The 25285-nt window shown below is 63.6% G+C and carries 22 protein-coding genes; 14 read left to right on the forward strand and 8 right to left on the reverse strand.

Features of this window, described 5'->3' with window-relative positions; all coding sequences use genetic code 11:
• Positions 1-11 precede the first annotated feature (11 nt).
• From G7045_RS06425 to bioB, 5 genes are all read left to right on the forward strand, one after another.
• Positions 12-1544: an acyl-CoA carboxylase subunit beta gene (locus G7045_RS06425; protein WP_166158856.1), complete on the forward strand. Its 1533-nt coding sequence runs from the start codon at positions 12-14 to the stop codon at positions 1542-1544.
• Between the two features lie 26 nt (positions 1545-1570).
• Positions 1571-3619, forward strand: a complete 2049-nt coding sequence (gene accC, locus G7045_RS06430; RefSeq protein ID WP_166158858.1) for an acetyl-CoA carboxylase biotin carboxylase subunit — start codon at positions 1571-1573, stop codon at positions 3617-3619.
• A 74-nt stretch (positions 3620-3693) separates the two neighbouring features.
• Positions 3694-4155 (forward strand): VOC family protein, encoded by a 462-nt coding sequence (locus G7045_RS06435; RefSeq protein ID WP_166158860.1) that lies wholly within the window; start codon positions 3694-3696, stop codon positions 4153-4155.
• A gap of 112 nt (positions 4156-4267) precedes the next feature.
• Entirely contained in the window at positions 4268-4858 is a 591-nt protein-coding gene (locus G7045_RS06440; protein WP_166158862.1) for a lysophospholipid acyltransferase family protein, read from the forward strand.
• A gap of 267 nt (positions 4859-5125) precedes the next feature.
• Positions 5126-6208 (forward strand): biotin synthase BioB, encoded by a 1083-nt coding sequence (bioB, locus tag G7045_RS06445; protein ID WP_166158864.1) that lies wholly within the window; start codon positions 5126-5128, stop codon positions 6206-6208.
• A 135-nt stretch (positions 6209-6343) separates the two neighbouring features.
• Here the strand turns inward: bioB and G7045_RS06450 are convergent, their stop codons facing one another.
• The 7 genes from G7045_RS06450 to G7045_RS06480 all read right to left on the reverse strand — a co-directional run bounded on the left by G7045_RS06450 (position 6344) and on the right by G7045_RS06480 (position 13380).
• Positions 6344-6541 carry a DUF2892 domain-containing protein gene (locus G7045_RS06450; RefSeq protein WP_166158866.1) on the reverse strand — a complete coding sequence of 66 codons (198 nt, stop codon included), beginning with the start codon at positions 6539-6541 and terminating at the stop codon, positions 6344-6346.
• Positions 6542-6562: 21 nt separating this feature from the next.
• The gene (locus G7045_RS06455; protein ID WP_166158868.1) at positions 6563-6943 is read right to left on the reverse strand and encodes a rhodanese-like domain-containing protein; all 381 of its coding nucleotides are present in this window, start codon (positions 6941-6943) and stop codon (positions 6563-6565) included.
• Positions 6944-6958: 15 nt separating this feature from the next.
• Positions 6959-7168 (reverse strand): DUF2892 domain-containing protein, encoded by a 210-nt coding sequence (locus G7045_RS06460; protein ID WP_166158870.1) that lies wholly within the window; start codon positions 7166-7168, stop codon positions 6959-6961.
• Between the two features lie 176 nt (positions 7169-7344).
• Positions 7345-8709 carry a TolC family protein gene (locus tag G7045_RS06465; protein ID WP_166158872.1) on the reverse strand — a complete coding sequence of 455 codons (1365 nt, stop codon included), beginning with the start codon at positions 8707-8709 and terminating at the stop codon, positions 7345-7347.
• 9 nt (positions 8710-8718) lie between these two features.
• Complete coding sequence (locus G7045_RS06470; protein WP_166158874.1) at positions 8719-9081, reverse strand: carboxymuconolactone decarboxylase family protein; 363 nt, start codon at positions 9079-9081, stop codon at positions 8719-8721.
• A gap of 14 nt (positions 9082-9095) precedes the next feature.
• Entirely contained in the window at positions 9096-12299 is a 3204-nt protein-coding gene (locus G7045_RS06475; RefSeq protein ID WP_240919289.1) for an efflux RND transporter permease subunit, read from the reverse strand.
• A 1-nt stretch (position 12300) separates the two neighbouring features.
• On the reverse strand, positions 12301-13380 hold the full coding sequence (locus G7045_RS06480; RefSeq protein ID WP_166158876.1) for an efflux RND transporter periplasmic adaptor subunit: 1080 nt from the start codon (positions 13378-13380) through the stop codon (positions 12301-12303).
• Between the two features lie 74 nt (positions 13381-13454).
• Between G7045_RS06480 and G7045_RS06485 the strand changes: the two genes are divergently transcribed.
• The 9 genes from G7045_RS06485 (at position 13455) to G7045_RS06525 (ending at position 24319) form a co-directional block, all read left to right on the forward strand.
• Positions 13455-13796, forward strand: coding sequence for a helix-turn-helix transcriptional regulator (locus G7045_RS06485; protein WP_166158878.1), 342 nt, complete (start codon positions 13455-13457; stop codon positions 13794-13796).
• Between the two features lie 140 nt (positions 13797-13936).
• Entirely contained in the window at positions 13937-15499 is a 1563-nt protein-coding gene (locus G7045_RS06490; RefSeq protein WP_166160376.1) for a class I SAM-dependent DNA methyltransferase, read from the forward strand.
• A 54-nt stretch (positions 15500-15553) separates the two neighbouring features.
• The gene (locus G7045_RS06495; RefSeq protein WP_166158880.1) at positions 15554-16090 is read left to right on the forward strand and encodes a transposase; all 537 of its coding nucleotides are present in this window, start codon (positions 15554-15556) and stop codon (positions 16088-16090) included.
• A 155-nt stretch (positions 16091-16245) separates the two neighbouring features.
• Positions 16246-16683 (forward strand): nucleotidyltransferase substrate binding protein, encoded by a 438-nt coding sequence (locus G7045_RS06500; protein WP_166158882.1) that lies wholly within the window; start codon positions 16246-16248, stop codon positions 16681-16683.
• Positions 16676-18364, forward strand: a complete 1689-nt coding sequence (locus G7045_RS06505; RefSeq protein ID WP_240919290.1) for a restriction endonuclease subunit S — start codon at positions 16676-16678, stop codon at positions 18362-18364. Before G7045_RS06500 ends, G7045_RS06505 begins: the two co-directional genes overlap by 8 nt.
• Positions 18361-18624: a VF530 family DNA-binding protein gene (locus G7045_RS06510; protein ID WP_166158884.1), complete on the forward strand. Its 264-nt coding sequence runs from the start codon at positions 18361-18363 to the stop codon at positions 18622-18624. Before G7045_RS06505 ends, G7045_RS06510 begins: the two co-directional genes overlap by 4 nt.
• 28 nt (positions 18625-18652) lie before the next feature.
• Positions 18653-21907: a type I restriction endonuclease subunit R gene (locus G7045_RS06515; RefSeq protein WP_166158885.1), complete on the forward strand. Its 3255-nt coding sequence runs from the start codon at positions 18653-18655 to the stop codon at positions 21905-21907.
• 150 nt (positions 21908-22057) lie between these two features.
• On the forward strand, positions 22058-22489 hold the full coding sequence (gene gloA / locus G7045_RS06520; protein WP_166158886.1) for a lactoylglutathione lyase: 432 nt from the start codon (positions 22058-22060) through the stop codon (positions 22487-22489).
• Positions 22490-22525: 36 nt separating this feature from the next.
• Complete coding sequence (locus G7045_RS06525; protein ID WP_166158887.1) at positions 22526-24319, forward strand: CotH kinase family protein; 1794 nt, start codon at positions 22526-22528, stop codon at positions 24317-24319.
• Positions 24320-24325: 6 nt separating this feature from the next.
• On the opposite strand, the gene G7045_RS06530 is transcribed toward G7045_RS06525, so the two are convergent.
• A complete protein-coding gene (locus G7045_RS06530) occupies positions 24326-25216 on the reverse strand; it encodes a LysR family transcriptional regulator (RefSeq protein ID WP_166158888.1) in 891 nt (296 codons plus the stop codon).
• Positions 25217-25285: the final 69 nt, after the last annotated feature.

Raw genomic sequence — 25285 nt, forward strand, 5'->3', positions numbered from 1 at the left:
AAGGACGACCCATGCAAACCATCCTCGACCAATTGGAGCAAAAGCGCGAACTCGCCCGCCTGGGCGGGGGGCAAAAGCGCATCGACGCGCAGCACAAAAAGGGCAAGCTCACGGCGCGCGAGCGCATTGAGTTGCTGCTTGACGAAGGCACGTTCGAGGAATGGGACATGTTCGTCGAGCACCGCTGCACCGACTTCGGCATGGAAGGCCACAAGATTCCTGGCGACGGCGTGGTCACCGGCTACGGCATGATCAATGGCCGCCTGGTGTTCATCTTCAGCCAGGACTTCACCGTCTTTGGCGGCGCCTTGTCCGAATCGCACGCCGAGAAAATTTGCAAAATCATGGAGCAGGCCATGAAGGTGGGCGCGCCAGTGATCGGCCTGAACGACTCGGGCGGTGCCCGCATCCAGGAGGGCGTGGCGTCTTTGGGCGGCTACGCCGACGTATTTCAGAAGAACGTGCTCGCTTCTGGCGTCATCCCACAAATTTCCATGATCATGGGGCCCTGCGCCGGCGGCGCCGTGTACTCGCCCGCCATGACCGACTTCATCTTCATGGTGAAGGACAGCAGCTACATGTTCGTCACCGGCCCCGAGGTGGTCAAAACCGTGACGCACGAGGAAGTCACGGCAGAGGAACTGGGCGGCGCCATCACCCACACCACCAAGAGCGGCGTGGCCGACATGGCGTTCGAGAACGACGTCGAAGCGCTCTTGATGCTGCGCCGCCTGTACAACTACCTGCCGCTGAACAACCGCGAAAAGCCACCCGTGCGCCCCAGCCAGGACCCGGCCGACCGCATGGACTACAGCCTCGACACCCTGGTGCCGGACAACCCGAACAAGCCCTACGACATGAAGGAGCTGATCGTCAAAACCGTGGACGATGGCGACTTCTTCGAGCTGCAGCCCGAGTACGCCAAGAACATCCTCATCGGCTTTGCGCGCATGGAGGGGCAGACGGTGGGCATCGTCGCCAACCAGCCGCTGGTGCTCGCCGGCTGCCTGGACATCAAGAGCAGCATCAAGGCGGCACGCTTTGTGCGCTTTTGCGATGCCTTCAATATCCCCGTGGTCACCTTCGTGGATGTGCCGGGCTTTATGCCGGGCACGGCGCAGGAATACGGCGGCATTATCAAACACGGTGCCAAACTACTGTTTGCCTACGCGGAATGCACGGTGCCGAAAATCACCGTCATTACACGCAAAGCCTACGGAGGCGCTTACGACGTGATGAGCAGCAAACACCTGCGCGGCGACGTCAACTTTGCCTGGCCCAATGCCGAAATCGCCGTGATGGGCGCCAAGGGCGCGGTGGAAATCATTTTCCGCGAAGATAAAAACGACCCGGTCAAACTCGCCGCCCGCGAGGCCGAATACAAAGAGCGTTTCGCCAATCCCTTTGTTGCCGGCGCACGCGGCTTTATTGACGACGTGATCCTGCCGCACGAGACGCGCCGGCGCATCTGCCGCAGCCTGGTCATGCTGCGCGAGAAAAAAATGGAAAACCCGTGGCGCAAGCACGGCAATATCCCACTTTGATTGTTTCCCCCCAAGGAGAAAAATATATGTTTACCAAAATTTTGATTGCCAACCGGGGCGAGATAGCGTGCAGAGTGATTGCCACCGCCAAGAAAATGGGCATTGCCACCGTGGCGGTGTATTCCGAGGCCGATAAAAGCGCACGCCATGTGCAACTGGCCGACGAGGCGGTGTGCATTGGCGCCGCACCCTCACGTGAATCGTATTTGCTGGCCGAAAAAATCATTGCCGCAGCCAAACAAACCGGTGCCCAGGCCATTCACCCCGGCTACGGTTTTTTGAGCGAAAACGAAGCCTTTGCCCAGCGCTGCGAGGACGAGGGCATTGCCTTTATCGGCCCCAAGGCGCATTCCATTGCCGCCATGGGCGACAAAATCGCGTCCAAAAAACTGGCCAATGAGGCCAATGTCAACACCATTCCGGGCTACAACGACGCCATTGTCGGCCCCGAGCAGGCGGTGGAAATCGCCAAGAAAATCGGCTACCCGGTCATGATCAAGGCCAGTGCCGGCGGCGGTGGCAAGGGCCTGCGCGTGGCGTTCAACGACAAAGAGGCGTTTGAAGGCTTTGCCAGCTGCCAGAACGAGGCGCGCAATTCGTTTGGCGACGACCGCATCTTTATCGAAAAGTTTGTGCAGGAGCCGCGCCACATCGAAATCCAGGTGCTGGGCGACAGCTTTGGCAACGTGATTTACCTCAACGAGCGCGAATGCTCCATCCAGCGCCGCCACCAGAAGGTGATCGAGGAGGCGCCGTCGCCTTTCATTTCGGACGCCACGCGCAAGGCCATGGGCGAGCAGGCGGTGCAGCTGGCCAAGGCCGTGAAGTACCAAAGCGCGGGCACGGTGGAGTTCGTGGTTGGCAAGGATCAGGATTTCTACTTCCTGGAGATGAACACCCGCCTGCAGGTGGAGCACCCGGTGACGGAATGCATCACCGGCCTGGATTTGGTGGAGTGGATGATCCGCATCGCCGCCGGCGAGCAGCTGACGGTGACGCAGTCGCAGGTCAAGCGCGACGGCTGGGCGATTGAATGCCGCATCAACGCCGAAGACCCGTTTCGCAACTTTTTGCCCTCCACGGGCCGCCTGGTGCGCTTTACGCCACCGCCGCAGAGCATGTTCCAGGCAGATACCAGCAAGAAGCTGGGCGTTCGCGTCGATACCGGCGTGTATGAGGGCGGCGAGATTCCCATGTACTACGACTCGATGATCGCCAAGCTCATCGTGCACGGCAGCGATCGCAACGACGCCATTGCCAAGATGCGCGCCGCGCTCAACGGCTTTGTCATTCGCGGCATCAGCAGCAACATCCCGTTCCAGGCGGCGCTGCTGGCGCACCCCAAGTTTGTGTCGGGCGACTTCAACACCGGCTTTATTGCCGAGCATTACGCCCACGGCTTTGTTGCCGAGGACGTGCCGCACGAAGACCCGGACTTTCTCGTCGCCCTGGCCGCCTACATGCACCGGCGCTACCGCGCGCGTGCCTGCGGCATCAGCGGCCAGCTGGCCGGGCACGAGGTGCAGGTGGGCGAGGAGTTCGTCGTCGTCACCCTGGGCCACGAGGGCCAGCACCAGTACCACCGCGTGAGCGTCAGCGATTTTCAGGCCCAATCGGGCACCAGCACTGTGGCTATCGGCGGCAAGAGCTACAAAATCAGTAGCGAAGCGCACCTGGGCAGCCGCCGCATTCAGGGTGCGTGCAACGGCCAGGGCTTTACCGCCCAGGTCGAGCGCGGCACGCCCAAGAACCCGCTGGGCCTGCGCATTGCGCACAACGGCACCCAGGTGGAGGCGCTGGTGCTCACGCCCGCGCGCGCCGAACTGTTCAAGCTCATGCCCTACAAGGCGCCGCCGGATCTGTCCAAGTTCCTGCTCTCGCCCATGCCGGGCCTGCTGGTCGATATTGCCGTGCAGCCGGGGCAAAAGGTGCAGGCGGGCGAAAAGCTCGCCGTCATCGAGGCCATGAAGATGGAAAACATCCTCTTTGCCGCCCAGGATGGCGTGGTCAGCAAGGTGGTGGCAGGCAAGGGCGAATCCCTGGCCGTGGACGACGTGATTCTGGAATTTGCATAAAAAATGCCGCTAGCGCTTATCCAGCAAGCGCCAGCAGCTATCAATACAATAGCAAACATTACAGGAGAAAACACATGGCACGCCCCTTCAAAGTCCTGGGCATCCAGCAGGTCGCCATTGGCGGCACGGACAAGGCCCGCATGAAAAAACTCTGGGTCGATATGCTGGGCCTGGCGCAAACCGGCCAGTTCACCAGCGAGCGCGAGAACGTCGATGAAGACATCCTCGCCATGGGCCAAGGCCCCTACAAGGTCGAGGTGGACATCATGCAGCCGCTGGACATCGCCAAAAAACCGGCGGTGCACACCACGCCGCTCAACCACATCGGCTTGTGGATCGACGATTTGCCCCGCGCGGTTGACTGGCTCACGGCCCAGGGCGTGCGCTTTGCGCCGGGCGGCATCCGCAAGGGAGCGGCGGGCTACGACATCTGCTTTTTGCACCCCAAAAGCAATGACGAATTTCCGATTGCCGGGGAGGGCGTCTTGATCGAACTGGTGCAGGCGCCGCCCGAGGTGATTGCGGCCCTGGGCTGACGCCTGAAATCCCCAGCCCATGGAAAACCCGTGCCCCACCAAAGGGGCAGGTAAAATCTCCCGCGCCCGATGCCACCGCATCGGGTTTTTTTATGCGTGTCTTATCCGCCCCATGCATCACCACACGATTTTTGATACCCCCCTCGTCAACACCTTGCTGCGCGGCCTGTCGCTGGCTGTCTTGCGCCTCAATGGTTGGAAAGTAGAGGGCAGTTTGCCCCCTGAAGCCGCCAAAAGCGTGCTGATTGCCGCTCCGCACACCAGCAACTGGGATTTGCCCTACACCTTGATGATTGCCTTTGCCCTGCGCCTGCGGGTGTACTGGATGGGCAAGCAAAGCATTTTCAACTTCCCCTTCGGCGCGCTCATGCGCTGGATGGGGGGCATTCCCGTCAACCGCAGCCAGAGCAACAACCTCGTCGCCAGCTCCGCCCAGGCCATGCGCGAGGCCGATGGCCCCATGCAGCTCATCGTGCCGCCCGAGGGCACACGCGGCAAAACGCGGCATTGGAAAACCGGCTTCTACTTCATCGCCAAAGAGGCCGGCGTGCCCATCGTGATGGCATTTGTCGATTACGAACGCAAAGTGGGCGGCCTTGGCCCCTTGTTCGTGCCCACGGGCGATGTGGATGCCGACATGGCGCGCATCAAGGCGTTCTACGTCCCCATCAAAGGCAAGAACCCGCACCAATTCGAGGCTTGATACCAGCGGCGATGAGCGATGTTGCCACCCATTCGCCGCACAATACCGCCCAAAGCCGTCAGAAAACGCCAATGCGTTTTTCTGACGGCATTTTCCATGCAACTTCGCTCATCTGACGGCAATTGCATGGCGTTTTGCGTGCATTTGCTGCGTTTTGCACGCCTGCGGTTTTTTCGAGGCCGGCACTTGGAAGCGCGGCCAAAGCTGCGCACAATGCGCCGGTACGCGGCCTGACCCTCCCGGCAGGCGCGCCCCTGGAGCTTTTGCATGACCTCGACCGCCACCGCCCAACCCCTGCAATTCATCCCCCCCGTTGCTGCGGCCCCCACAGCGCCGGGCGCCTGGAGCATCGACGCCGTGCAGGCCCTGCTCGATCTGCCCCTGATGGAGCTGCTGTGGCAGGCGCAGACCGTGCACCGCCAGCATTGGCCGGTGGGCGACATCGAGCTGGCAACGCTGCTCTCCGTCAAAACCGGCGGCTGCCCGGAGAACTGCGGCTACTGCCCGCAGGCGGCGGAGTTCGAGACCGGCGTCAAGGCCGAGAAAATGATGAACGTGCAGGAAGTCACGGCCGCTGCCCAGGCCGCCAAAGACGCCGGCGCCACCCGCTTTTGCATGGGCGCCGCCTGGCGCGCGCCCAAGGACCGCGACATTGAAAAGATGAGCGACATCATCAGCGCCGTCAAAGGCCTGGGCCTGCAAACCTGCGCCACCCTGGGCATGTTGGCGCCGCACCAGGCGCAGGCGCTCAAAAGCGCGGGGCTGGACTACTACAACCACAACCTCGACACCGCGCCCGAGTACTACCAGGACGTGGTCAGCACGCGCCAGTACCAGGACCGGCTCGACACCCTCAAGGCCGTGCGCGACGCCGGCATCAGCGTCTGCTGCGGCGGCATCATCGGCATGGGCGAGGCGCCCGTGCACCGCGCCGGGCTGATCGCGCAGCTGGCCAACCTCAACCCTTACCCGGATTCGGTGCCCATCAACAGCCTGGTGCCCGTGCCCGGCACGCCGCTGGCGGACAGCGACCCGGTCGATCCGCTCGATTTCGTGCGCGTGATTGCCGTCGCCCGCATCACCATGCCCAAGGCCCGCGTGCGCCTGTCCGCCGGGCGCCAGCAGCTGGGCGAGCCGGTGCAGGCGCTGTGCTTCCTGGCCGGGGCCAACTCCATCTTCTACGGCGACAAGCTGCTGGTGACGGGCAACCCGGACGTGGCCGCCGACGAACAGCTGCTGGCCAAGCTCGGCCTGCGCGCGCACCGCACCACGGTGCAGCAAGAGGGCGAACCCAGCGCCGAAGCGGGCGCCGGCTGCGGTGGCGGGTGCTCCTGTAGTTGTAGCGGTTGACGCTTGCCAGCCAAGCGCTACACCTGCGCGTGCAGCTGCCCGTGGCCCCGCCCGGGGCGCAAGATGCTATGAATTAAGGAGCTGTTAGCGCTTGACTGGCAAGCGCTAGCAGCCGTTTTTAGCCTTGATTTAGCCTTAATCAGGCTTTTTCATCGGGCAGGTGTTCATGCCCAGCAGGCCGTAGGCCGGGCAAAAGCGAAACACCCCGGTCAGCACAGGCACCACGCCAATAAAGCCCCACCAGCCGACCACGCCGGTGGCGGCCAGGCCGATCAGCACCAGGCCGACGACGATGCGCAGAATGCGGTCGATGCCGCCAACGTTGAATTTCATAGCTATTTCCTCCGTAAAAAATCAACCAAAACTCGGGCTTTGCGGCGCTGCCACGGGATTGCCTGCGGCGGCCCAGGCGTCAAAGCCGCCGCTGATGGAGCGCACGTTCAGGTAGCCCATCTCCTGCAGCGAGGCCGCAGCCAGGGCGGCGCGGCCACTGGTTTTGCAGTACAGCACGATGGCCAGGTCGCGCGCCTGCAGCTGCGGCTGGGCGCTGAGCTGGAATTCGAGCAGGCCGCGCGGCATGTTCACGGCGCCGGGCAGGTGGCCCTGGCGGAATTCGTCGGGCTCGCGCACGTCGATCAGTACGTCGGCCTGGGCGATGGCGGCCTGGGCCGCATCCAGGCCCACTTCGTGGATGCGCGCCTTGGCGGCGGCGACCAGGTCAAGAGCAGTTTTCATGCGGGGCTCCTGGGTTCAGCAGCCTTGGCGTGCACCGAGTTTGCGCAGGATGGTTTCCATCATGCACCACTTGGTCAAGCCGCTTTGCAGCAGGTTCAGGCCGACGAAAGCGGTGAACGCGAGCCACCATTGGCTCATGAACAGCGGGCTGGCCGGGCTGCCGAGTGCCAACGACAGCAGGATGAAGATGCCGGCGACGGTGCGCACGATTTGCCAGGAGGTCATGGCGGGTTCCTTTCTTGAGAAAAAACAGGTGTAGCCCTTGCGGGGCCTGCGCGAGCAGCTATGGTTTTTGCTGCCCCGTGAGGTGTTCCAGGCCCTTGCTTGGTGGTTCAACCTGGTGGTTGAACTTGGTGATAAAAACCTTTTAAAACCATTGCCAGTCAAGCGCTAGCAGCTCTTTATTTGATAGCGTCCAGCAGCCCCTCGTCGAGCGCACCCGCCAGCAGCGCCAGGCGCAACTGGTGCTGCAGCAGCTCGGCGCGGGCCTGTGCCAGGGCGAGTTGCTGGCTCGCCAGGTCGCTTTGCGCGTTCAGCAGGTCGAGCAGGCTGCGCTCGCCCACCTCGCGCCCGGTCTGGGTGGCATCGAGGCGCGCGGCGCTGGCGGTCTGCGCCGCCTGCAGGGCGCGCACACGCTCGGCGCCCAGCTGCAGGCCAAGCCAGGCGGCGTGCACCTGCTGCGCCACCTGCTCGCGCGTGCTGGCCAGCTGCGCCTGCGCCTTGTCCAGCAGGCGCAGGCTTTCATCCTCTTTTGCACTCTGCCAGCCGCCGGTGTACAGCGGCACGCTCAGCTGTACGCCCACCAGGGCGTTGAGGCTTTTGTTCTGCGCGCTGCCGTAGCTGCCGCTGCCGTGGATGCGCTCCTGCCCGGCCTGGGCCACGAGTTCGACGCGGGTGGAGGCGCTGCGGCGGTTTTTCTCCACCTCGGCCTGGGCCACGTCCAGCGCCAGTTGCTGCAGGCGGATGCCGGGGTTGCCCTGGGCGGCGCGCTCTTGCCATGCGCCCAGCGGGGCCGGCGGGGGCAGGGTGGCGCTGGGCAGCCGGGCCTGCAGCGCGGCAGCGGACAGGCCGGTGCTGTCGGCCAGGACGCGCTCTTGCAGGCCCAGCTGCACCTGCGCTGCCAGTTGCTGCGCCTGCAGGGCCGCCAGGCGGGCCTGGGCCTCGTGCTGCTCGGTGATGGGGCTGGCGCCGATGCGAAAGCGCTCCTGCGCCTCGGCGTGGGCGTTTTGCACCGCCTGCAGCTGCTGCGCCGTGACGGCCAGCGTTTGCTGTGCCAGCGCCAGGTCCAGGTAGCGCTGCACGGTGCGCAGCAGCGCCTGCTGCCATTGGGCCTGCCACTGCAGCTCGGTCATGTCGGCCTGCAGGTTGAGCTGCTGCTGCTGGGCGCGGCGCTCGGGGTGGTACAGCGGCTGGCTGGCCTGCAGCGCCCAGCGTGTGGTGCTGCTGCCGGTCACCGAGGTGGCAAAGTTGACGCCGGTGTTCGTGCCCATGCCGGGGGCGGAGAACTGCGCGCCCTGCATCTGCGATTCGCTCGTGCCCAGGCCGGCCGTGGCCGTGAGGGCCACGCCCGGGCGCCACAGCGCTGCCGCCTGCGCGCGCTGCGGCTGGGCGCGTGCGTACTCGGCGCGGGCCACGGTCAGCTCCTTGTCGTGCTGCTGGGCCGCTTGCCAGGCACTGGCGAGGTCGATGGCCCCGGCCAGGCCAGGCAGGGCGGCCAGGCTGGTGGCAAGCGCCGCCCGGGCCAGGGGATGCAGAAGAGGGCGCATGGCGGCGGCTCAGGCAGTGGTTTTTTGCGCCTGGGCGGCGAACTGGTCGAAGGCTTCGCTGGCGCGCGCGGCGTACATCAGCGAGGGGCCGCCGCCCATGTAGACGGCCATGCCCAGGGCCTCGGCCAGCTCCTCGCGCGTGCAGCCGAGCTTGACCAGGGCCTGGGTGTGGTAGCCCAGGCAGGGGTCGCAGCGCACCCCGACCGAGAGCGCGATGGCGATCAGCTCCTTGGTCTTGGCGTCGAGCGCGCCGTCCTTGGTGGCGGCCTGCGCCATGGCGGTAAAGCCTTTGAGGGTATCGGGAATGTCGGCGCGCAGCTTGGCAACGGCGGCGCTGGTGTCTTTGATGATTTCGGGGTAGTTGGGCAGCATGAGGGCTCCTCTGGTCAGGGGTGGGTGGGCTTACGGTGGTAAGCGGCGTAGTACAGGGTGGGAATGACGATCAGCGTCAGCAGCGTGGACACCAAGATGCCGAAGATGAGCGCGATCGCCAGGCCGTTGAAGATCGGGTCGTCGAGGATGAAGAAGGCGCCGATCATGGCCGCCAGCCCGGTGAGCACGATGGGCTGGGTGCGCGTGGCGACGGCGTGCACCACGGCGCGTGCCAGCGCCATTCCCTGCGCTTGCTGCAGGCGGATGAAATCGACCAGCAAGATGGAGTTGCGCACGATGATGCCGGCCAGGGCGATCATGCCGATCATGCTGGTGGCGGTGAACTGCGCGCCCAGCAGCGCGTGCCCGGGCATGACGCCAATCACGGTCAGCGCAATGGGCGCCATGATGATCAGCGGCGTGAGGTAGGAGCCAAACTGCGCCACCACCAGCAGGTAGATCAGCACCAGGCCGACGGCGTAGGCGGCGCCCATGTCGCGGAAGGTTTCGTAAGTGATGCGCCATTCGCCGTCCCAGCGCAGGGTGTAGTCGCGCTGTGCGTCGGCGGGCAGGGCCACAAAGGTTTCCTTGAGCAGCGCGCCGCCGGGCGCGGCAATGCCGGCGATGGCGCTGCGCATGGCAAACATGCCGTACAGCGGGCTGTCCACGCGCCCGGCCATGTCGCCCTGTACGTAGTCCACCGGCAGCAAGTCCTTGTGGTAAATGGGTTGCTCGCGCAGCGTGTCGCTCACCGTCACCAGCTCACGAATGGGCACGCCCTGGCCGCTGGGGCCGGCCACTTGCAGCTGCAGCAGGGCGTCCAGGCTGCCGTGCAGCTCGCCGGGCAGCTGCAGCCACACGGGCACGGGCACGCGGCTGGCATCGTGCAAATAGGTGGCAGCGTCGCCGCTCAGGCCCGCGTGCAGCGTGGCGGCAATGGCCTGGGGCGTGACGCCCGCTGCAGCCGCCTTGCGCCGATCGATCAGCAGCCACTGGCGCGGCGCGGCGGCGATGGTGGTGCTGTCCACATCGACCACGCCCTCTGTTTTTTCGAACACAGCGCGCACGGCCTGCGCCACCTGGCGCCGGCCTGCGGCCTCGGGGCCGTAAATTTCAGCCACGATGGGCGCGAGCACCGGCGGGCCGGGTGGCACTTCCACCACCTTCACGTTCGCCCCCCAGGGGGCGGCAATGGCCTGCAGCTGCGGGCGCAGGCGCATGGCAATGGCGTGGCTTTGTTCCTTGCGGTGCTGTTTGTCCACCAGGTTGACCTGGATGTCGCCCAGTTCGCTGGCAGCACGCAGGTCGTACTGGCGCACCAGGCCGTTGAAGTTGATGGGCGCGGCCGTACCGGCATAGGCTTGGTAGTTTTCCACCTCGGGCACGGTCGCCAGGTGCGCGCCCAGGGCCTGCAGCACGGCGGCAGTGTCTTCGAGCGGCGTGCCGGCGGGCATGTCCAGCACCACCTGGAACTCCGATTTGTTGTCGAACGGCAGCATTTTGAGCTGCACCCAGCCCACCACCGGCAGCAGTACCGACAGCGCAATCAACCCTGCCACGCCCAGGCCGAGCAGGGCGCGGTTGCGCCCGCCCTTGCGCTCATCGAGCAGGGGGCCAAAGAGGCGCTGCAGGTGCGGTTCGAGCTTGTCGGCAAAGCTGCTGTGCGCCGCTGCCGCGCCGGTGTGGGGCTTCATCCAGCGCTGTGCCAACCAGGGCGTGACGACGAAGGCGATCGCCAGCGACAGCAACATGCCCATGCTGGCGTTGATGGGGATGGGCGCCATGTACGGCCCCATCAGCCCCGAGACGAAGGCCATGGGCAGCAGGGCGGCAATCACCGTCAGCGTCGCCAGGATGGTCGGGCCGCCGACTTCATCGACCGCACGCGGGATGCTCTGCAGCAGCGACAGTCCGGGTTCGAGCTGCTGGTGGCGGTGGATGTTCTCGACCACGACGATGGCGTCGTCCACCAGAATGCCGATGGAGAAGATGAGCGCAAACAGCGACACCCGGTTGAGCGTGAAGCCCCAGGCCCAGGAGGCAAAGAGCGTGGCTGTCAGCGTGAGCACCACCGCCAGGCCGACGATGGCCGCCTCGCGCCGGCCCAGGGCGAGAAACACCAGCGCCACCACCGAGGCGGTGGCAAACAGCAGCTTCTGGATGAGCTTTTGCGCCTTGTCGTTGGCCGTGGCACCGTAGTTGCGCGTCTCGACCGCTTGCACGGCGTCGGGGATGACGCTGCCGTGCAGCTGCGCCATGCGCGCGGCCAGGGCGTTGGCAACGTCGATGGCGTTTTCGCCGGCTTTCTTGGTGATTTGCAGCGTCACGGCGGGCCATTGCTCGCCGCCCGGGGCGCCAAACCAGACGTAGCGCTGCGGCGTTGGGGCGCCGTCTTGCACCTGGGCGATGTCTTTCAAGAAGACCGGCTTGCCGGCCCGGGTGGCGACCACCAAATCCGCCACTTCCTGGGCGTTGGACAAGAAGGGGCCTGCGTCAAGCGCTATTGTTTTTGCAGCACCGAGCAGGTCGCCCACCGGCAAGCCCTGGTTGGCTGCCTGCAGCGCGGCGCGCAGCTCCAGCACCGTCACGCCCGTGCTCGCCAGGCGCGCCGGGTCGAGCTGCACCAGCACCGCGCGCCCCGGGCCGCCAATGGTTTGCACCGCGCGCACGCCGGGCACGCGCTGCAGCTCGGCCTGCACGCTGTGCGCCACGCGCTCCAAATCGAAGGCGCTGGTATCCGCATTCTGGCCGTGCAGGGTGAAGCTGACGATGGGCACGTCGTCAATGCCCTTGGGGCGAATCAGGGGCGCCTGCACCCCCAGGCCCGCAGGCAGCAAATCGCTGTGGCTGCGCAGCTCGTCGTGCAGGCGCACCAGGGCTTCGGTGCGCGGCACGCCGACCTTGAATTGCACCGAGAGCACCGCCAGGCCGGGGCGCGAGACGCTCATCACGTGCTCCACGCCCTGCATTCCAGCGAGCAGGCCCTCGACCGGCGTGGCCACCATCTGCTCCACGTCCTGCACGCTCGCCCCCGGGAAGGGCACCAGCACGTTGGCCATGGTGACGTTGATCTGCGGCTCTTCCTCGCGCGGCGTGACCAGCACGGCAAAAGCGCCCAGCAAAAACGCCACCAGGGCGAGCAGGGGGGTGATCTGGGCCGTCAAAAAGAACGCTGCAATGCGCCCGGAGATGCCCATTTTGTCGTTGTGCGCTGCCATGTCACTGCACCTGTGCTGCGGCTTGGGGATCGGTGGCAATGCGTTCGCCGCTGCGCAGGCCGCTGAGCACCTCGACGCGGGCGGCGCCATCGGCCGCTGCCGGCAGCGCTCGGCCCAGGCGCACCTGGCGCAGGCGGGGCTGGTCCTGGGCATCGAGCACGAACAATCCGGTCATCTCGGCGCGGCGCCAGATGGCGCTTTGCGGCACGCTCACCGGCGCCTGCGCCTTGTCCGCCCCCGGCAGCCACAGGCGGGCAAACATGCCTGGACGGGCCTGCGCTTGCAGCGCTGCGGGCAAGTGGGCGCGCAGCTGCATGGTGTGGCTGCGGGCATCGACGGTGGGCAGGCGTTCGAGCTGCGCCATATCGAGCGGCACCCGGGTGCTGCCCAGGCCGGGAATTTCAAGCGCCACGCTGCCCTGCGCCGGCAGGGCCAGCACCTGAGACTGCGCCGCCGTGGCCGTGATGCGCAGGGCGCGCGGATCGTACAGGCGCAGCAGCGTGCGCCCGGGGGTGGCCATGTCGCCCAGGGCCACCGGCACTTCGCTGACCACGCCGGCGTAGGGCGCACGCACGACGTAGAACTGGGTTTGCGCGCTCGCCGCGCCCGCCTGGGCCTGCAAGGCGCGCACCTCGGCCTGGGCCGCATCGTGCTGCGCCTGGGCGCGATCGAATGCCGCCTGGCTGATGTAATTCTTGGCCAGCAACTGCCGCTGGCGCGCCAGCTCTTGCACCGCCAGCTGCGCCTGGCTGCGCGCTGCCTGCACCTGCGCGCTGCTGGCAGCCGCCGTTTGCTGCGCCGCCTGGGCATCGAGCCGCAGCAGCTCTTGCCCGGCTTGCACCTTGTCGCCCACCTGCACCCGCAGCTGCACCACGGCGCCAGCCACCTGGGCGGCAACGGCGGTATCGCGTACGGCTTCGACCACGGCATCGGCGCTGCTCCAGCCGGTGGCGGCGGGGGCAGACACGACTTCGCTCGCCAGTGGCGCTGCCAGGGCCGGGGCCACAGCCGTCGCCAGGCAGGCCGCCAACGCCCAGGCGGGCAGGGCAGGGGGATGAGGAAAAGAGAAGGTGTGCAGCATGTTTTTAATTATTTAACCAATTGATTAAATAGTCAAGCAAGAATAGAATGCAGTCTCTACAGAGAAAGCCCCTTATGAAAGACTTGCCCCCCGAAGCCATGGAGCAGGTCGCGGCCTATTTCCAGGCCCTGGCCGAACCGACACGCTTGCGCATCCTCAACCTGCTGCGCGGCGGTGAGCACAACGTTGGCTTTTTGGCCCAGCAGTGCGGCTACACCGCTGCCAATGTCTCCAAGCACCTGTCGCTGCTGACCAAGCAGGGCTTGGTGGCGCGCGAGAGCCGGGGCAATTGTGTGTACTACCGCATCGACGATCCAGCGGTATATGCCTTGTGTGACCTGGTCTGCGGCAGCATCGCCAGCCGTTTTGAGCGCGAGGCGCAGCACCGCGCCTTGTTCAGCAGCAACGCGTCTTGAGCGCCTGCAGCAACGTCTCGCGCGCGTACATGCAGGCGCCGGGTGGGTTCTGGCCTATCGCGCCACGAAACCTGGGGTTCACCCCTGGTATGCCGACATAATGGGAGCGGTTTTGTTACACCTTGGGCAACGGCCTCTTCATGCTCGACGACATCAAAAAAACACTCTGGGCCACCGCCGACAAGCTGCGCGCCAATATGGATGCAGCCGAATACAAGCACTTGGTGCTGGGCCTCATCTTTTTAAAGTTCATCTCCGACACCTTCACAGCCCGCCGCAGCGAGGTTCTGGCGCGCCTGCAAGACCCAGACGACGAGTTCTATTACGGTGAAGCCGCCGACGAAGACCTGCAGGCCGAGCTGGAAGACCGCGACTACTACGCCAGCGCCAACGTCTTCTGGGTGCCCGAAGGGGCGCGTTGGGAAGCGTTGCGCGCCGCCGCCAAGAGCGTGGAAATCGGTAAGCACATCGACCAGGCGCTTGCCCTCATCGAGGCCGAAAATCCCAAGCTCAAGGGCATTCTGGACAAGCGCTACGCCCGCGCCCAGCTGCCCGACGGCAAGCTCGGCGAGCTGGTGGACCTGGTCTCCACCATCGGCTTTGGCGACAGCCCCGACGTGGCGCGCGACGTGCTGGGCCAGGTCTACGAATACTTCCTGGGCCAGTTCGCCAGCGCCGAGGGCAAAAAGGGCGGTCAGTTCTACACCCCCGCCTCCATCGTCAAGACGCTGGTGGCCGTGCTGGCACCGCACCACGGCAAGGTCTACGACCCCTGCTGTGGCTCGGGCGGCATGTTTGTACAGAGTGAAAAATTCATAGCAGCCCACGGTGGCCGGGTGGGCGATGTCAGCATTTATGGCCAGGAATCAAACCCCACCACCTGGCGCCTGGCGGCCATGAACCTGGCCCTGCGCGGCATCGACTTCAACCTGGGGCGCGAGCCTGCCGACACCTTGGTGCGCAACCAGCACCCGGACCTGCGCGCCGACTACATCCTGGCGAACCCGCCGTTCAACATCAGCGACTGGTGGCACGCCAGCCTGGAGGGCGACGTGCGCTGGGTCTACGGCGACCCGCCCCACGGCAACGCCAACACCGCCTGGCTGCAGCACATGCTGCACCACCTGCGGCCCACGGGCCGCGCCGGCATCGTGCTGGCCAACGGCAGCATGAGCAGCAGCCAGAACAACGAAGGCGTGATCCGCGCCGCCATGGTTGAGGCCGACGTGGTGGAAATCATGGTGGCCCTGCCGGGCCAGCTGTTCTTCAACACCCAAATCCCCGCCTGCCTGTGGTTCCTGGCCAAAACCAAGCCCGCGCACCGCAAGGGGCAGGTGCTGTTCATCGACGCCCGCAAACAGGCCCGCATGATCAGCCGCGCGCAGGCCGAGCTGGACGACGCCGCCATTGCCCGCATCGCCAACACCGTCGCCGCCTGGCGCGGGGGTGGGGGCAGCATCGCCACCGGCTACCAAGACATCCCAGGCTTCTGCCGCAGCGTCCCCCTGGCTGAAATCGCCCAACACGGCCACGTCCTCACCCCCGGCCGCTACGTGGGCGCAGAGGCCGTGGACGACGACGACGAGGCCTTTGCCGACAAGATGCAAAAGCTCACCGAAAAATTGGGCGCGCAAATGGCTCGGGGCGCGGAGCTGGATGTGCTGATAAGGCAGAAGTTGACCGCGCTTGGCTATGACTTTTGACCCCGCCCGCCCCCTCGTAGGTCGGGTTAGCGCAGCGTAACCCGACACCCACCCATGCACTACCGACGCGCATCCACCCCCGGCGGCTCGTTTTTCTTCACCGTGGTGACAGAAGGCAGGCGCCCGGTCTTTGCAGCTGCCGAGAACGTGCAGGTCTTGCGCACCGCTTTCAAGCAAGTGCGCGCCACGCGTCCCTTCACCATCGAAGCCATCATTGTTTTGCCCGACCACCTGCATTGCATCTGGACGCTCCCCCCGGATGACGCCGATTTTTCCACCCGCTGGCGCCTGATCAAAACCTGGTTCACCAAACACAGCCTCCCCGAGCTGCGCCACACCTCCAACGCCGCACGCGTCGCAAAACACCAACAGGCCATTTGGCAGCACCGTTACTGGGAGCACCAGCTGCGCGACGGTGCCGACTTCGCAAACCATGCGGACTACATTCACTACAACCCCGTCAAGCATGGCCTGGCAGCGTCCCCCGCGCAGTGGCCTTACTCCAGTTTTCAGCGTTATGTACAAGCAGGCACCTACCCCGCCGATTGGGGCCAGGAAAGCATGGCCATGAAAGACATCGGACATGAATAAGCGCACGCCCCCCGTAGGTCGGGTTAGCCCGGAGGGCGTAACCCGACAAGATGCCGAAGCGCAGGGCGCGGAAGATATGGGAGATGTCGGGTTACGCTGCGCTAACCCGACCTACGGAGCTTTGAAGCAGCGAACCGCTGCGAAAGGCAAACGCCATGAACGATGAAGCGAAACTGGAACTGGAACCGCTGCGCCGCGCGCTGGCATCACTGGAGGATGGGCTGGACGTGGTTTGTGACGCCCTCTGGTTCAACCAACAATCGGACAAGGTGCAAAACACCCTGATCGCCGGTGTCATCCAAAACTTCGAGTTCGTGTACGAAATCGGCTTCAAGATGCTGCGCCGTCAAATGGAAGCCGAAGCCGCCAGCCCCGCTGATGTGGACGCGAGCAGCTTCCGCGATGTGCTGCGCATGGCCGGCGAAAAAGGCCTGATTGCCGATGTAGAGGCATGGTTTGGCTACCGCAAGATGCGCAACATCACCGCCCACACCTACGACCACGAAAAGGCCCAGCAGGTGTACCAAGGCACGCTGTTGTTCATCGCCGACGCCCGTGACCTGCTGGCCCAGCTGGAAAAACGCAATGGATGAGCGCCCCCTGATCGACGTACGTCCCGACCTGTGGGACACCGTGCGCAGCATCCTGCAGACCCACGTGCCGCAGTACGAGGTGTGGGCGTTTGGCTCGCGTGCCAAGTGGACGGCCAAACCCTGCTCCGACCTGGACCTGGCGGTCATCACCCGCCAGCCCTTGTCGCTGGCCGTCAGCACGGCACTGAGCCTGGCCTTTGAAGAATCCGACCTGCCCTGGCGCGTGGACGTGGTGGACTGGGCCACGACCAGCGAGGCGTTTCGCAAGATCATTGAAAGCAATAGGGTGGTGGTGCAGCAGGCGCAAAAAGACGGCGCACCCCCCGCCGCCCCCGTAGGTTGGGTTAGCCCGCAGGGCGTAACCCGACAGGATGTTGGCGCAGGAGATGTCGGGTTACGCTGCGCTAACCCGACCTACGGGGCTGCGTGGTCAACCGGAAAACTCGGTGATTTCCTCGAACTCAAGCGTGGGTACGATCTTCCTCAGGCCAAGCGCGAACCTGGAATGGTGCCGCTTGTCTCGTCGTCAGGGGTCAGTGACCGTCACAGTGTGGCAATGGTGAAAGGCCCCGGTGTAGTGACCGGTCGATACGGCACCATCGGACAGGTTTTCTACGTCGAAGAAGATTTTTGGCCACTCAACACGACGCTTTACGTTCGTGATTTCAAAGGGAATGAGCCAAAATTCATCCATTACTTCCTGAAAACAATCGATTTTTTCGCCTACTCCGACAAGGCTGCGGTTCCAGGGATAAACCGCAATCACCTGCATGAAGCGCTGGTTACCCTGCCTCCGGCTGCGGATCAGAAAAATATTGCGGCATTTTTGGGTGCTCTCGACGACCGCATCACCCTCCTGCGCGAAACCAACGCCACCCTCGAAGCCATCGCCCAGGCTTTATTCAAATCCTGGTTCGTCGATTTCGACCCCGTGCGCGCCAAGATGGAAGGTCGCACCCCCGAAGGCATGGACGCGGCCACCGCAGCGCTGTTTCCCGATGGGTTTGAAGCGTCGGAGTTGGGGGAAGTGCCGAGGGGGTGGCAAGCCACCAACTTGGCCGACCTCACCTCGCAAACCGGGGGAAACATTCAAACCGGGCCTTTCGGAAGCCAGCTTCATGCATCCGACTATGTCGAGGTAGGCATCCCGGTTGTTATGCCCAAGGACATCAGCTTGCGGCGTGTTCTGACCGATTCAATTGCGCGGGTATCACCCAGCGATGCAGATCGCTTGGCTCGTCACAAGATTGCCCCGGGGGACGTGGTGTTCAGTCGGCGCGGCGATGTTGAAAGGCACGCGCTCATCTCTGAAACCGAGCGTGGATGGCTTTGTGGAACAGGTTGTTTGCTGGTAAGACCGGGGCCGAAATGGCCCTCATCGAACTTTTTGTCTTTACTGCTGGACTCGCCACAGTCCCGGCTTTGGCTCGTGCAACACGCCGTTGGAGCAACCATGCCGAACCTCAATACAGGCATTCTTGGGTCTGTTCCCGTTGTGCTGCCATCTCGTGAAGTGGTCATGGCGTTTGAAGAAATCGTCTCAGGACTTGAAGCGCGCCGGGCTCACAACGCTCACCAAACCCAAACCCTCGCCACCCTCCGCGACACCTTGCTCCCCCGCCTGATCTCCGGCCAGCTGCGCCTGCCCGAAGCGACCTCCTTTGAAATGGCCACGCCATGACCTCACCGACCCCACCCGCCCAACCACGCAACCCCCTGCATGGCCTCACCCTGGAGGCCATCGTCACGGCGCTGGCGGCGCACTATGGCTGGGAGGAGCTGGGCAGGCGCATTCCGGTGCGCTGCTTCACCAGCGAGCCCAGCGTGTCGTCCAGCCTGAAGTTCCTGCGCAAGACGCCCTGGGCGCGCGAAAAGGTAGAGGGGCTGTACCTGTTCATGCTGCGGGAGCAGCGGCGCGGGCCAGCGCAACCAAATTCGTAGCCATGCCGCTCTGCTTCAATAGCAACCCATGACCGAAGACCAGCTCGAACAAGAAACCCTCTCCTGGCTTGCAGACATTGGCTATGCGGTGCGCTTTGGCCCCGACATGGCCCCCGACAGCGCAGGTGCCGAGCGCAACCACTACCGCCAGGTGGTGCTGGCGGGCCGCCTGCGCCAGGCGCTGGCACGGCTCAACCCCCAGGTGCCGCAGGCCGCGCGCGAGGACGCGCTGCAGCGCGTGCTGGAGCTGGGCGTGCCGGCGCAGCTGGCGGCCAACCGGGTGTTTCACCGGCTGCTGGTGGGGGGCGTGCCGGTGCAGTACCAGCAGGGCGACGAGACAGTGGGCGACTTTGTGCGCCTGCTCGACTGGGGCGACGTGGCGCGCAACGACTGGCTGGCGGTGAACCAGTTCACCATCAAGGGCGCGCACCACACGCGCAGGCCGGACATCATCCTGTTCGTCAACGGCCTGCCGCTGGTGCTGATCGAGCTGAAAAACCCCACGGATGAGGCGGCAGACATCTGGAAGGCTTACGAGCAAATCCAGACCTACAAGGCGCAAATCCCGGACGTGTTCCAGTACAACGCGGTGCTGGTGGTCTCGGACGGCAGTGAGGCGCGCATGGGCAGCCTCTCGGCCAATGCCGAGCGCTTTCAGCAGTGGCGCACGATTGACGGCGTGGCGCTGGACCCGCTGGGCGAGTTCAACGAACTGCAGACGCTGGTGCGTGGGGCGCTGGCCCCCGCCATGCTGCTGGAGTACCTGCGCTTTTTTGTGCTGTTCGAGGACGACGGCCAGCTCGTCAAGAAGATTGCCGGCTACCACCAGTTCCATGCCGTGCGCGCTGCGGTGCAGCAGGTGATGGCCGCATCGCGCGCCGACAGCCCGGCACCGCTGCAGGGCAAGGGTGGGGTGGTGTGGCACACGCAGGGCAGCGGCAAGAGCATCACCATGACCTGTTTTGCCGCGCGCGTGATGCAAGAGCCGGCGATGCAGAACCCCACCATCGTCGTCATCACCGACCGCAACGACCTCGACGGCCAGCTGCTGGGCGTGTTCGGCCTGGCACAAGACCTGCTGCGCGAGACCCCGGTGCCGGCGCGCACGCGCCAGGAGCTGCGCCAACTGCTGGCCAACCGGCCCTCGGGCGGCATCGTGTTTGCCACCATCCAGAAGTTCATGCTGGGGGAAGACGAGGATGTGTTCCCGCTGCTGTCCGAGCGGCGCAACATCGTCGTCATCGCCGACGAGGCGCACCGCACGCAGTATGGCTTTGAGGCGAAGCTGAAAACGCGCAAACTGGTTTCAGAACAAAAACCGGCTGCAGCGCTTGCTGGGCAAGCGCAAGAAGCTATCAATTTAGTAGTGACGGGTGATGGTGAGCGCCGTGCACCCACGGCCCAGTTTGAACCACCGGCCTACATCGCCCGCTACCAGGTGGGCTACGCCCAGCACCTGCGCGACGCGCTGCCGCACGCCACGTTCGTGGCCTTCACCGGCACGCCAGTGTCCAGCGCCGACCGTGACACGCGGGCTGTGTTTGGCGACTACATCCATGTCTATGACATGCAGCAGGCCAAGGAGGATGGCGCGACAGTGGCCATCTACTACGAGAGCCGCCTGGCCAAGCTCAAGCTGAAGGAAGCGGATCTGTCGCTGCTCGACGAGGAGGTCGATGAACTCACCGAGGATGAGGAAGAGGGCGCCCAGGCACGCCTGAAAAGCCGCTGGGCCGCGCTGGAGCAGGTGGTGGGTGCGCAGCCGCGCGTGGCCAGCGTGGCCGCCGACCTGGTGGCGCACTTTGAGGAGCGCAACCAGGCCCAGGACGGCAAGGCCATGGTGGTGACCATGAGCCGTGACATTTGCGTGCACCTGTACGACGAAATCGTGCGCCTGCGCCCCGACTGGCACAGCGACGACCCGGAGCAGGGTGCCATCAAGGTTGTGATGACCGGCAGCGCCAGCGACAAGGCGCTGCTGCGCTCGCATATCTATAGTGCCCAGGTCAAAAAGCGCCTGGAAAAGCGCTTCAAGGACCCCGCCGACCTGCTCAAGCTCGTCATCGTGCGCGACATGTGGCTCACGGGCTTTGACGCGCCCTGTGTGCACACCATGTACGTCGATAAACCCATGAAGGGCCACAACCTGATGCAGGCCATCGCCCGCGTCAACCGCGTATTCAGGGACAAGCAGGGCGGCCTGGTGGTGGACTACATCGGTATCGGCAACGAGTTGAAGGCCGCGATGAAGGAATACACCGCCAGCAAGGGCCGGGGCAGGCCGACGGTGGATGCGCACGAGGCGCTGGCACTGCTGCTGGAAAAGCTCGACGTGCTGCGCGCCATGCTGCATGGTTTTTCCTACAGCGCCTTCAAGACCGGCGGCCACAAAACCCTGGCAGGCGCCGCCAACCATGTGCTGGGCCTGCCGTCCGACACCAAGGACAAGAATGGCAAGCCGGTGCGCGACGGCAAGAAACGCTTCGCCGACGCTGCATTGGCCATGGGCCGGGCCTTCAGCCTGTGCTGCACCCTGGATGAAGCCAAGGCCGTGCGCGAGGAGGTCGCTTTCATGCAGGCCGTCAAGGTCATCCTGACCAAGCGCGACATTTCGGCGCAAAAGAAAACCGACACGCAACGCGAGGCGGCGATCCGCCAAATCATCGGCCAGGCGGTGGTCAGCGAATCGGTGGTGGACATCTTCGACGCCGTGGGCCTGGACAAGCCCAACATCGGCCTGCTGGACGATGAGTTCCTGGCCCAGGTGAAAAATCTGCCCGAACGCAACCTGGCGGTGGAACTGCTGGAGCGCCTGCTGGAAGGCGAAATCAAAAGCAAATTCGCCACCAACCTGGTGCAGCAAAAGAAGTTCAGCGACCTGCTCAGCAACGTGATTACCCGCTACCAGAACCGCAGCATTGAAACCGCGCAGGTCATGGAAGAGCTGGTGGACATGGCCAAGAAGTTCAAGGACGCGGCGAGCAGAGGAGAGCAGTTGGGCCTGTCCGACGACGAAGTGCGCTTTTACGACGCGCTGGTCAACAACGCGTCGGCCGTCAAGGAGCTGGCCGATGAAACCCTGAAGAAAATTGCCCACGAACTGACCGAGAACCTCAAGAAGAACATCACGGTGGACTGGGCCCAGCGCGAGAGCGTGCGCGCCACGCTACGGCTGATGGTCAAACGCATTCTGCGCAAGTACAAGTACCCACCAGACCAGCAGGAAACCGCCGTGGAGCTGGTGCTGCAACAGGCGGAGACGATTGGTGAGAGCTGGGTTTGATCAGCACCTTGGGCCAATAGAAACGTGTTTGTTGGCGACAGTAGGCGGAGCGCTTAGGTGGTATAGGGTGGCTCTTTTGATTAACATAATACACATCGTATTAATTTAGCAAGTCAGGCCCCGGTTGGCTTGGGCAGAGATAATCGGCCCATGCAATTCCTTCACACCATGCTGCGCGTTGGCAACCTCCAGCGCTCGATCGACTTCTACACCCAGGTGCTGGGTATGCAACTGCTGCGCCGCTCTGAAAACCCCGAGTACCGCTACACCCTGGCATTCCTTGGTTTCGATGGCGGCAACCCGCAGCAGGCTGAAATTGAATTGACGCACAACTGGGATACCGAGCAGTACGAGCTGGGCACCGCCTACGGTCACATCGCCCTGGGTGTGCCCGATGCCTACGCCGCCTGCGAAAAAATCAAGGCCGCCGGTGGCAACGTGACGCGTGAGGCCGGGCCCGTCAAAGGCGGCAGCACGGTGATTGCCTTTGTCACCGATCCGGACGGCTACAAGATCGAGCTCATCCAAATGAACAGCCGCAGCCACGGCACTGCCAGCAGCGATCCACTGCGCAGCGCTTAACACCAAAGCGGCTGCAGCGCCGCACAGGGAGAAACCATGCCCCAGCGCCCACAATGGCCCACCAGCCTTGCGCTCTGCCTTTTGCTCAACGCCTGTGGCGGTGGGGTGACCAACCCGTTTCCTCCCAGTACCCCTGGTACGCCCAACATCCCCCCCACAGTAGATTCCGGCCCACCTTTTGCGCCGCGCGCCGACGATCTGCCGGCGGCAACAAGCAGCATCTATCCCTATCCCAACGCCTTGCTACGCCTGAGCGCCCGCTACGTCAACACCCCGGTAGCGGGCCCTGGCAACTACCTCGATGCCGACAAGCGCTGCAGCCCGCAAAACAGCCCCCCTGGCGCGACCTACCCCAACGGCCTGGTCACGCTCGATACCGTCAATCTCGACGAGAGCAAAAACGACGCTTGCGAGCCAGAGATCAAGCTCCAGCTCAGCGGCGACGCGCTGCCTGCAGCCAGCGCCAAACTGCGCCAGCGCGGCAGCAGCAGCCGCCTGGCAGAACAAAAGTCCTATCGCATCAAGTACGACAGCGGCACGCCCTGGTTTGGCGAAGATACTTTTCAGCTCAACAAACACCCCTGGGATTTGACCCGGGTGCGCAACAAGCTCGCTTTCGATCTGATGCGCGAGGTGCCCCACCACCCCAGTCTGCGCACCCAATTCGTGCAGCTGCAGTACGACGACAGCAACGGCACGGTGCGTGACATGGGGCTTTTCACCCATGTCGAAAAAATGGGGAAAAGCTACCTCGCCCGGCGCGGCTGGGTTGCGGGCTCCAACGTTTACAAAGCCGAAAACTTCAGCTTCAGCACCGACGATTTAAATCAATTAACCACCAAACCAGACGGCAGCGCCGGCCCTGATTTTGAAAAATCCCTCTCCATTGAGGCAGACAGCAAGCAACACCAGGCGATCATTCAAACCATCAAAGATATCAACAACGAAAACAAAGATTTCAATACTGTATTCAACCAACATTTCAATCGAAATAATTACCTTACCTGGTTGGGTACAGCGATTTTGCTGGGTAATTATGATACCCAGACCCAAAATTTTGGTCTCTACCAACCCCTGGGTACTGAGAAATTTTATTTCCTACCCTGGGATTACGACGGCGCCCTGGGTTACCCACAACAGCCCGGCGCAGAAGCGCACCCAGAGTGGACTTACGGCATTGGCACCTGGTGGGCCAATGCTTTGCACCGGCGCTTTATGCAGCAGCCAGGGAATATCACGCTGTTAACGGCTGCCGTGGCTGAACTGCGACAAAAATACTTCACCGATGCCCGTGTGCAAGCCCTGCTCAACCAGTACCGACCTACGGTCGAGCCCCTCATCACCCAGGCCCCGGATCTGACCAATCTGCCATCCCAGCCCCAGGGCAATGCCCAGGCCTGGGCAACCGAATACCAGCGCCTGCTGCAAGTCATTGAACACAACCACCAAACCTTTTTGCAAAGCCTGCAAGCACCCCTGCCCTATTGGATAGCAGCCAGCGCCCAAGGCAATGCGCTGCAGCTCGACTGGGGCTGGCCCACACCGTTTCACCCCCAAGGAAAACCCATGACGTACCGGGTGGAAGTAGCCCGCAAACCGGGCAACCCCAGCCAGGCATTCGACAACGCAACCCTGGTGCGCCAGGAAGGCGGTTTGCGCAGCACCCAATGGCGCCTTGAAGGTCTGCCAGCGGGCGAATACCTGCTGCGCGTCACCGCCAGCGATGCCCAAGGCCACAGCACCTCCGCCTTCAACCGTTACGCCATGCAGGGGCAGGAGATTTTGGGCGCCATGTGCGTGCAGTGGCCCAGCGGGCAGGAATGCCCTTGAGCCGTTTTATTCTTCTGTGCCCAATTGTTGCGCCAAAAAATCCATCAACACACGCACCCCTTGGGCCATTAAACGGTTGCTGGGTAAAATCGCATAAATGCCAATCGGGGGCAGGGAAAATTCCGCCAAAACAACCTCCAGGGTGCCTTCTGTCAGATAGGTATTGACGATAAAATCCGGCTGCACCGTGACTCCCATGCCTTGGGCAGCAGCCTCTGCCAGTGCATCTCCATTATTCGCCTGCAGGCGGTAAGGCACATTCACCGGATAATGTTTACCGTCAACAAAAAACACCAGTGGCGCATTCAGCGCCTTGACGGAATACCCCAGGCAATCGTGCTGCAATAAATCTGCTGGCTGCAAGGGCCGGCCTTGGCGTTGTAAATAATGGGGAGCTGCGACAGTTATCAACCGAATCTCACCGAGCTTGCGTGCAATATGACCTGGATCGAGTGCTGTGGCAATGCGTATGCTCACGTCCATGCCCTCGTCAATCAAATCCATGTGCCGATCGGTAAATTCAAGGCTGAGGGTAATTTCCGGATATTTTTCTAAAAACTGCGGCAGCAACGGCGCGATACGTTTCAAGCCAAAGCTCAGCGGCAGGCCCACGCGCAAATGACCACGTGGGGTATTGCGCGCCTGCATCACGTCGGCCTCGGCACTCTCTATCTGCTGCAAGATGGTGCGGCACTGGGCCAGGTAGTGCACACCAGGGCTGGTCAGTGTCAGCTTGCGCGTGGTGCGGACGATGAGCTTGACGCCCAGGTACTCCTCCAGCGCCGCAATCTGGCGCGTGACCACCGAGCGCGCCACACCCAGTTGCTGGGCCGCCGCTGCAAAGCTGCCCAGGTCGGCCACACGCACAAACAGGTTCATGGCATCAAGACGGTTCATACAAGCTCCCAAACACCCCACATTGTTGCCAAATCAGCAATAAAGATTTCGCAAGTGTCCCCTATTTCA

The organism is Acidovorax sp. HDW3 (genome assembly GCF_011303755.1).
In the GTDB taxonomy this organism is placed as follows: domain Bacteria; phylum Pseudomonadota; class Gammaproteobacteria; order Burkholderiales; family Burkholderiaceae_C; genus Paenacidovorax.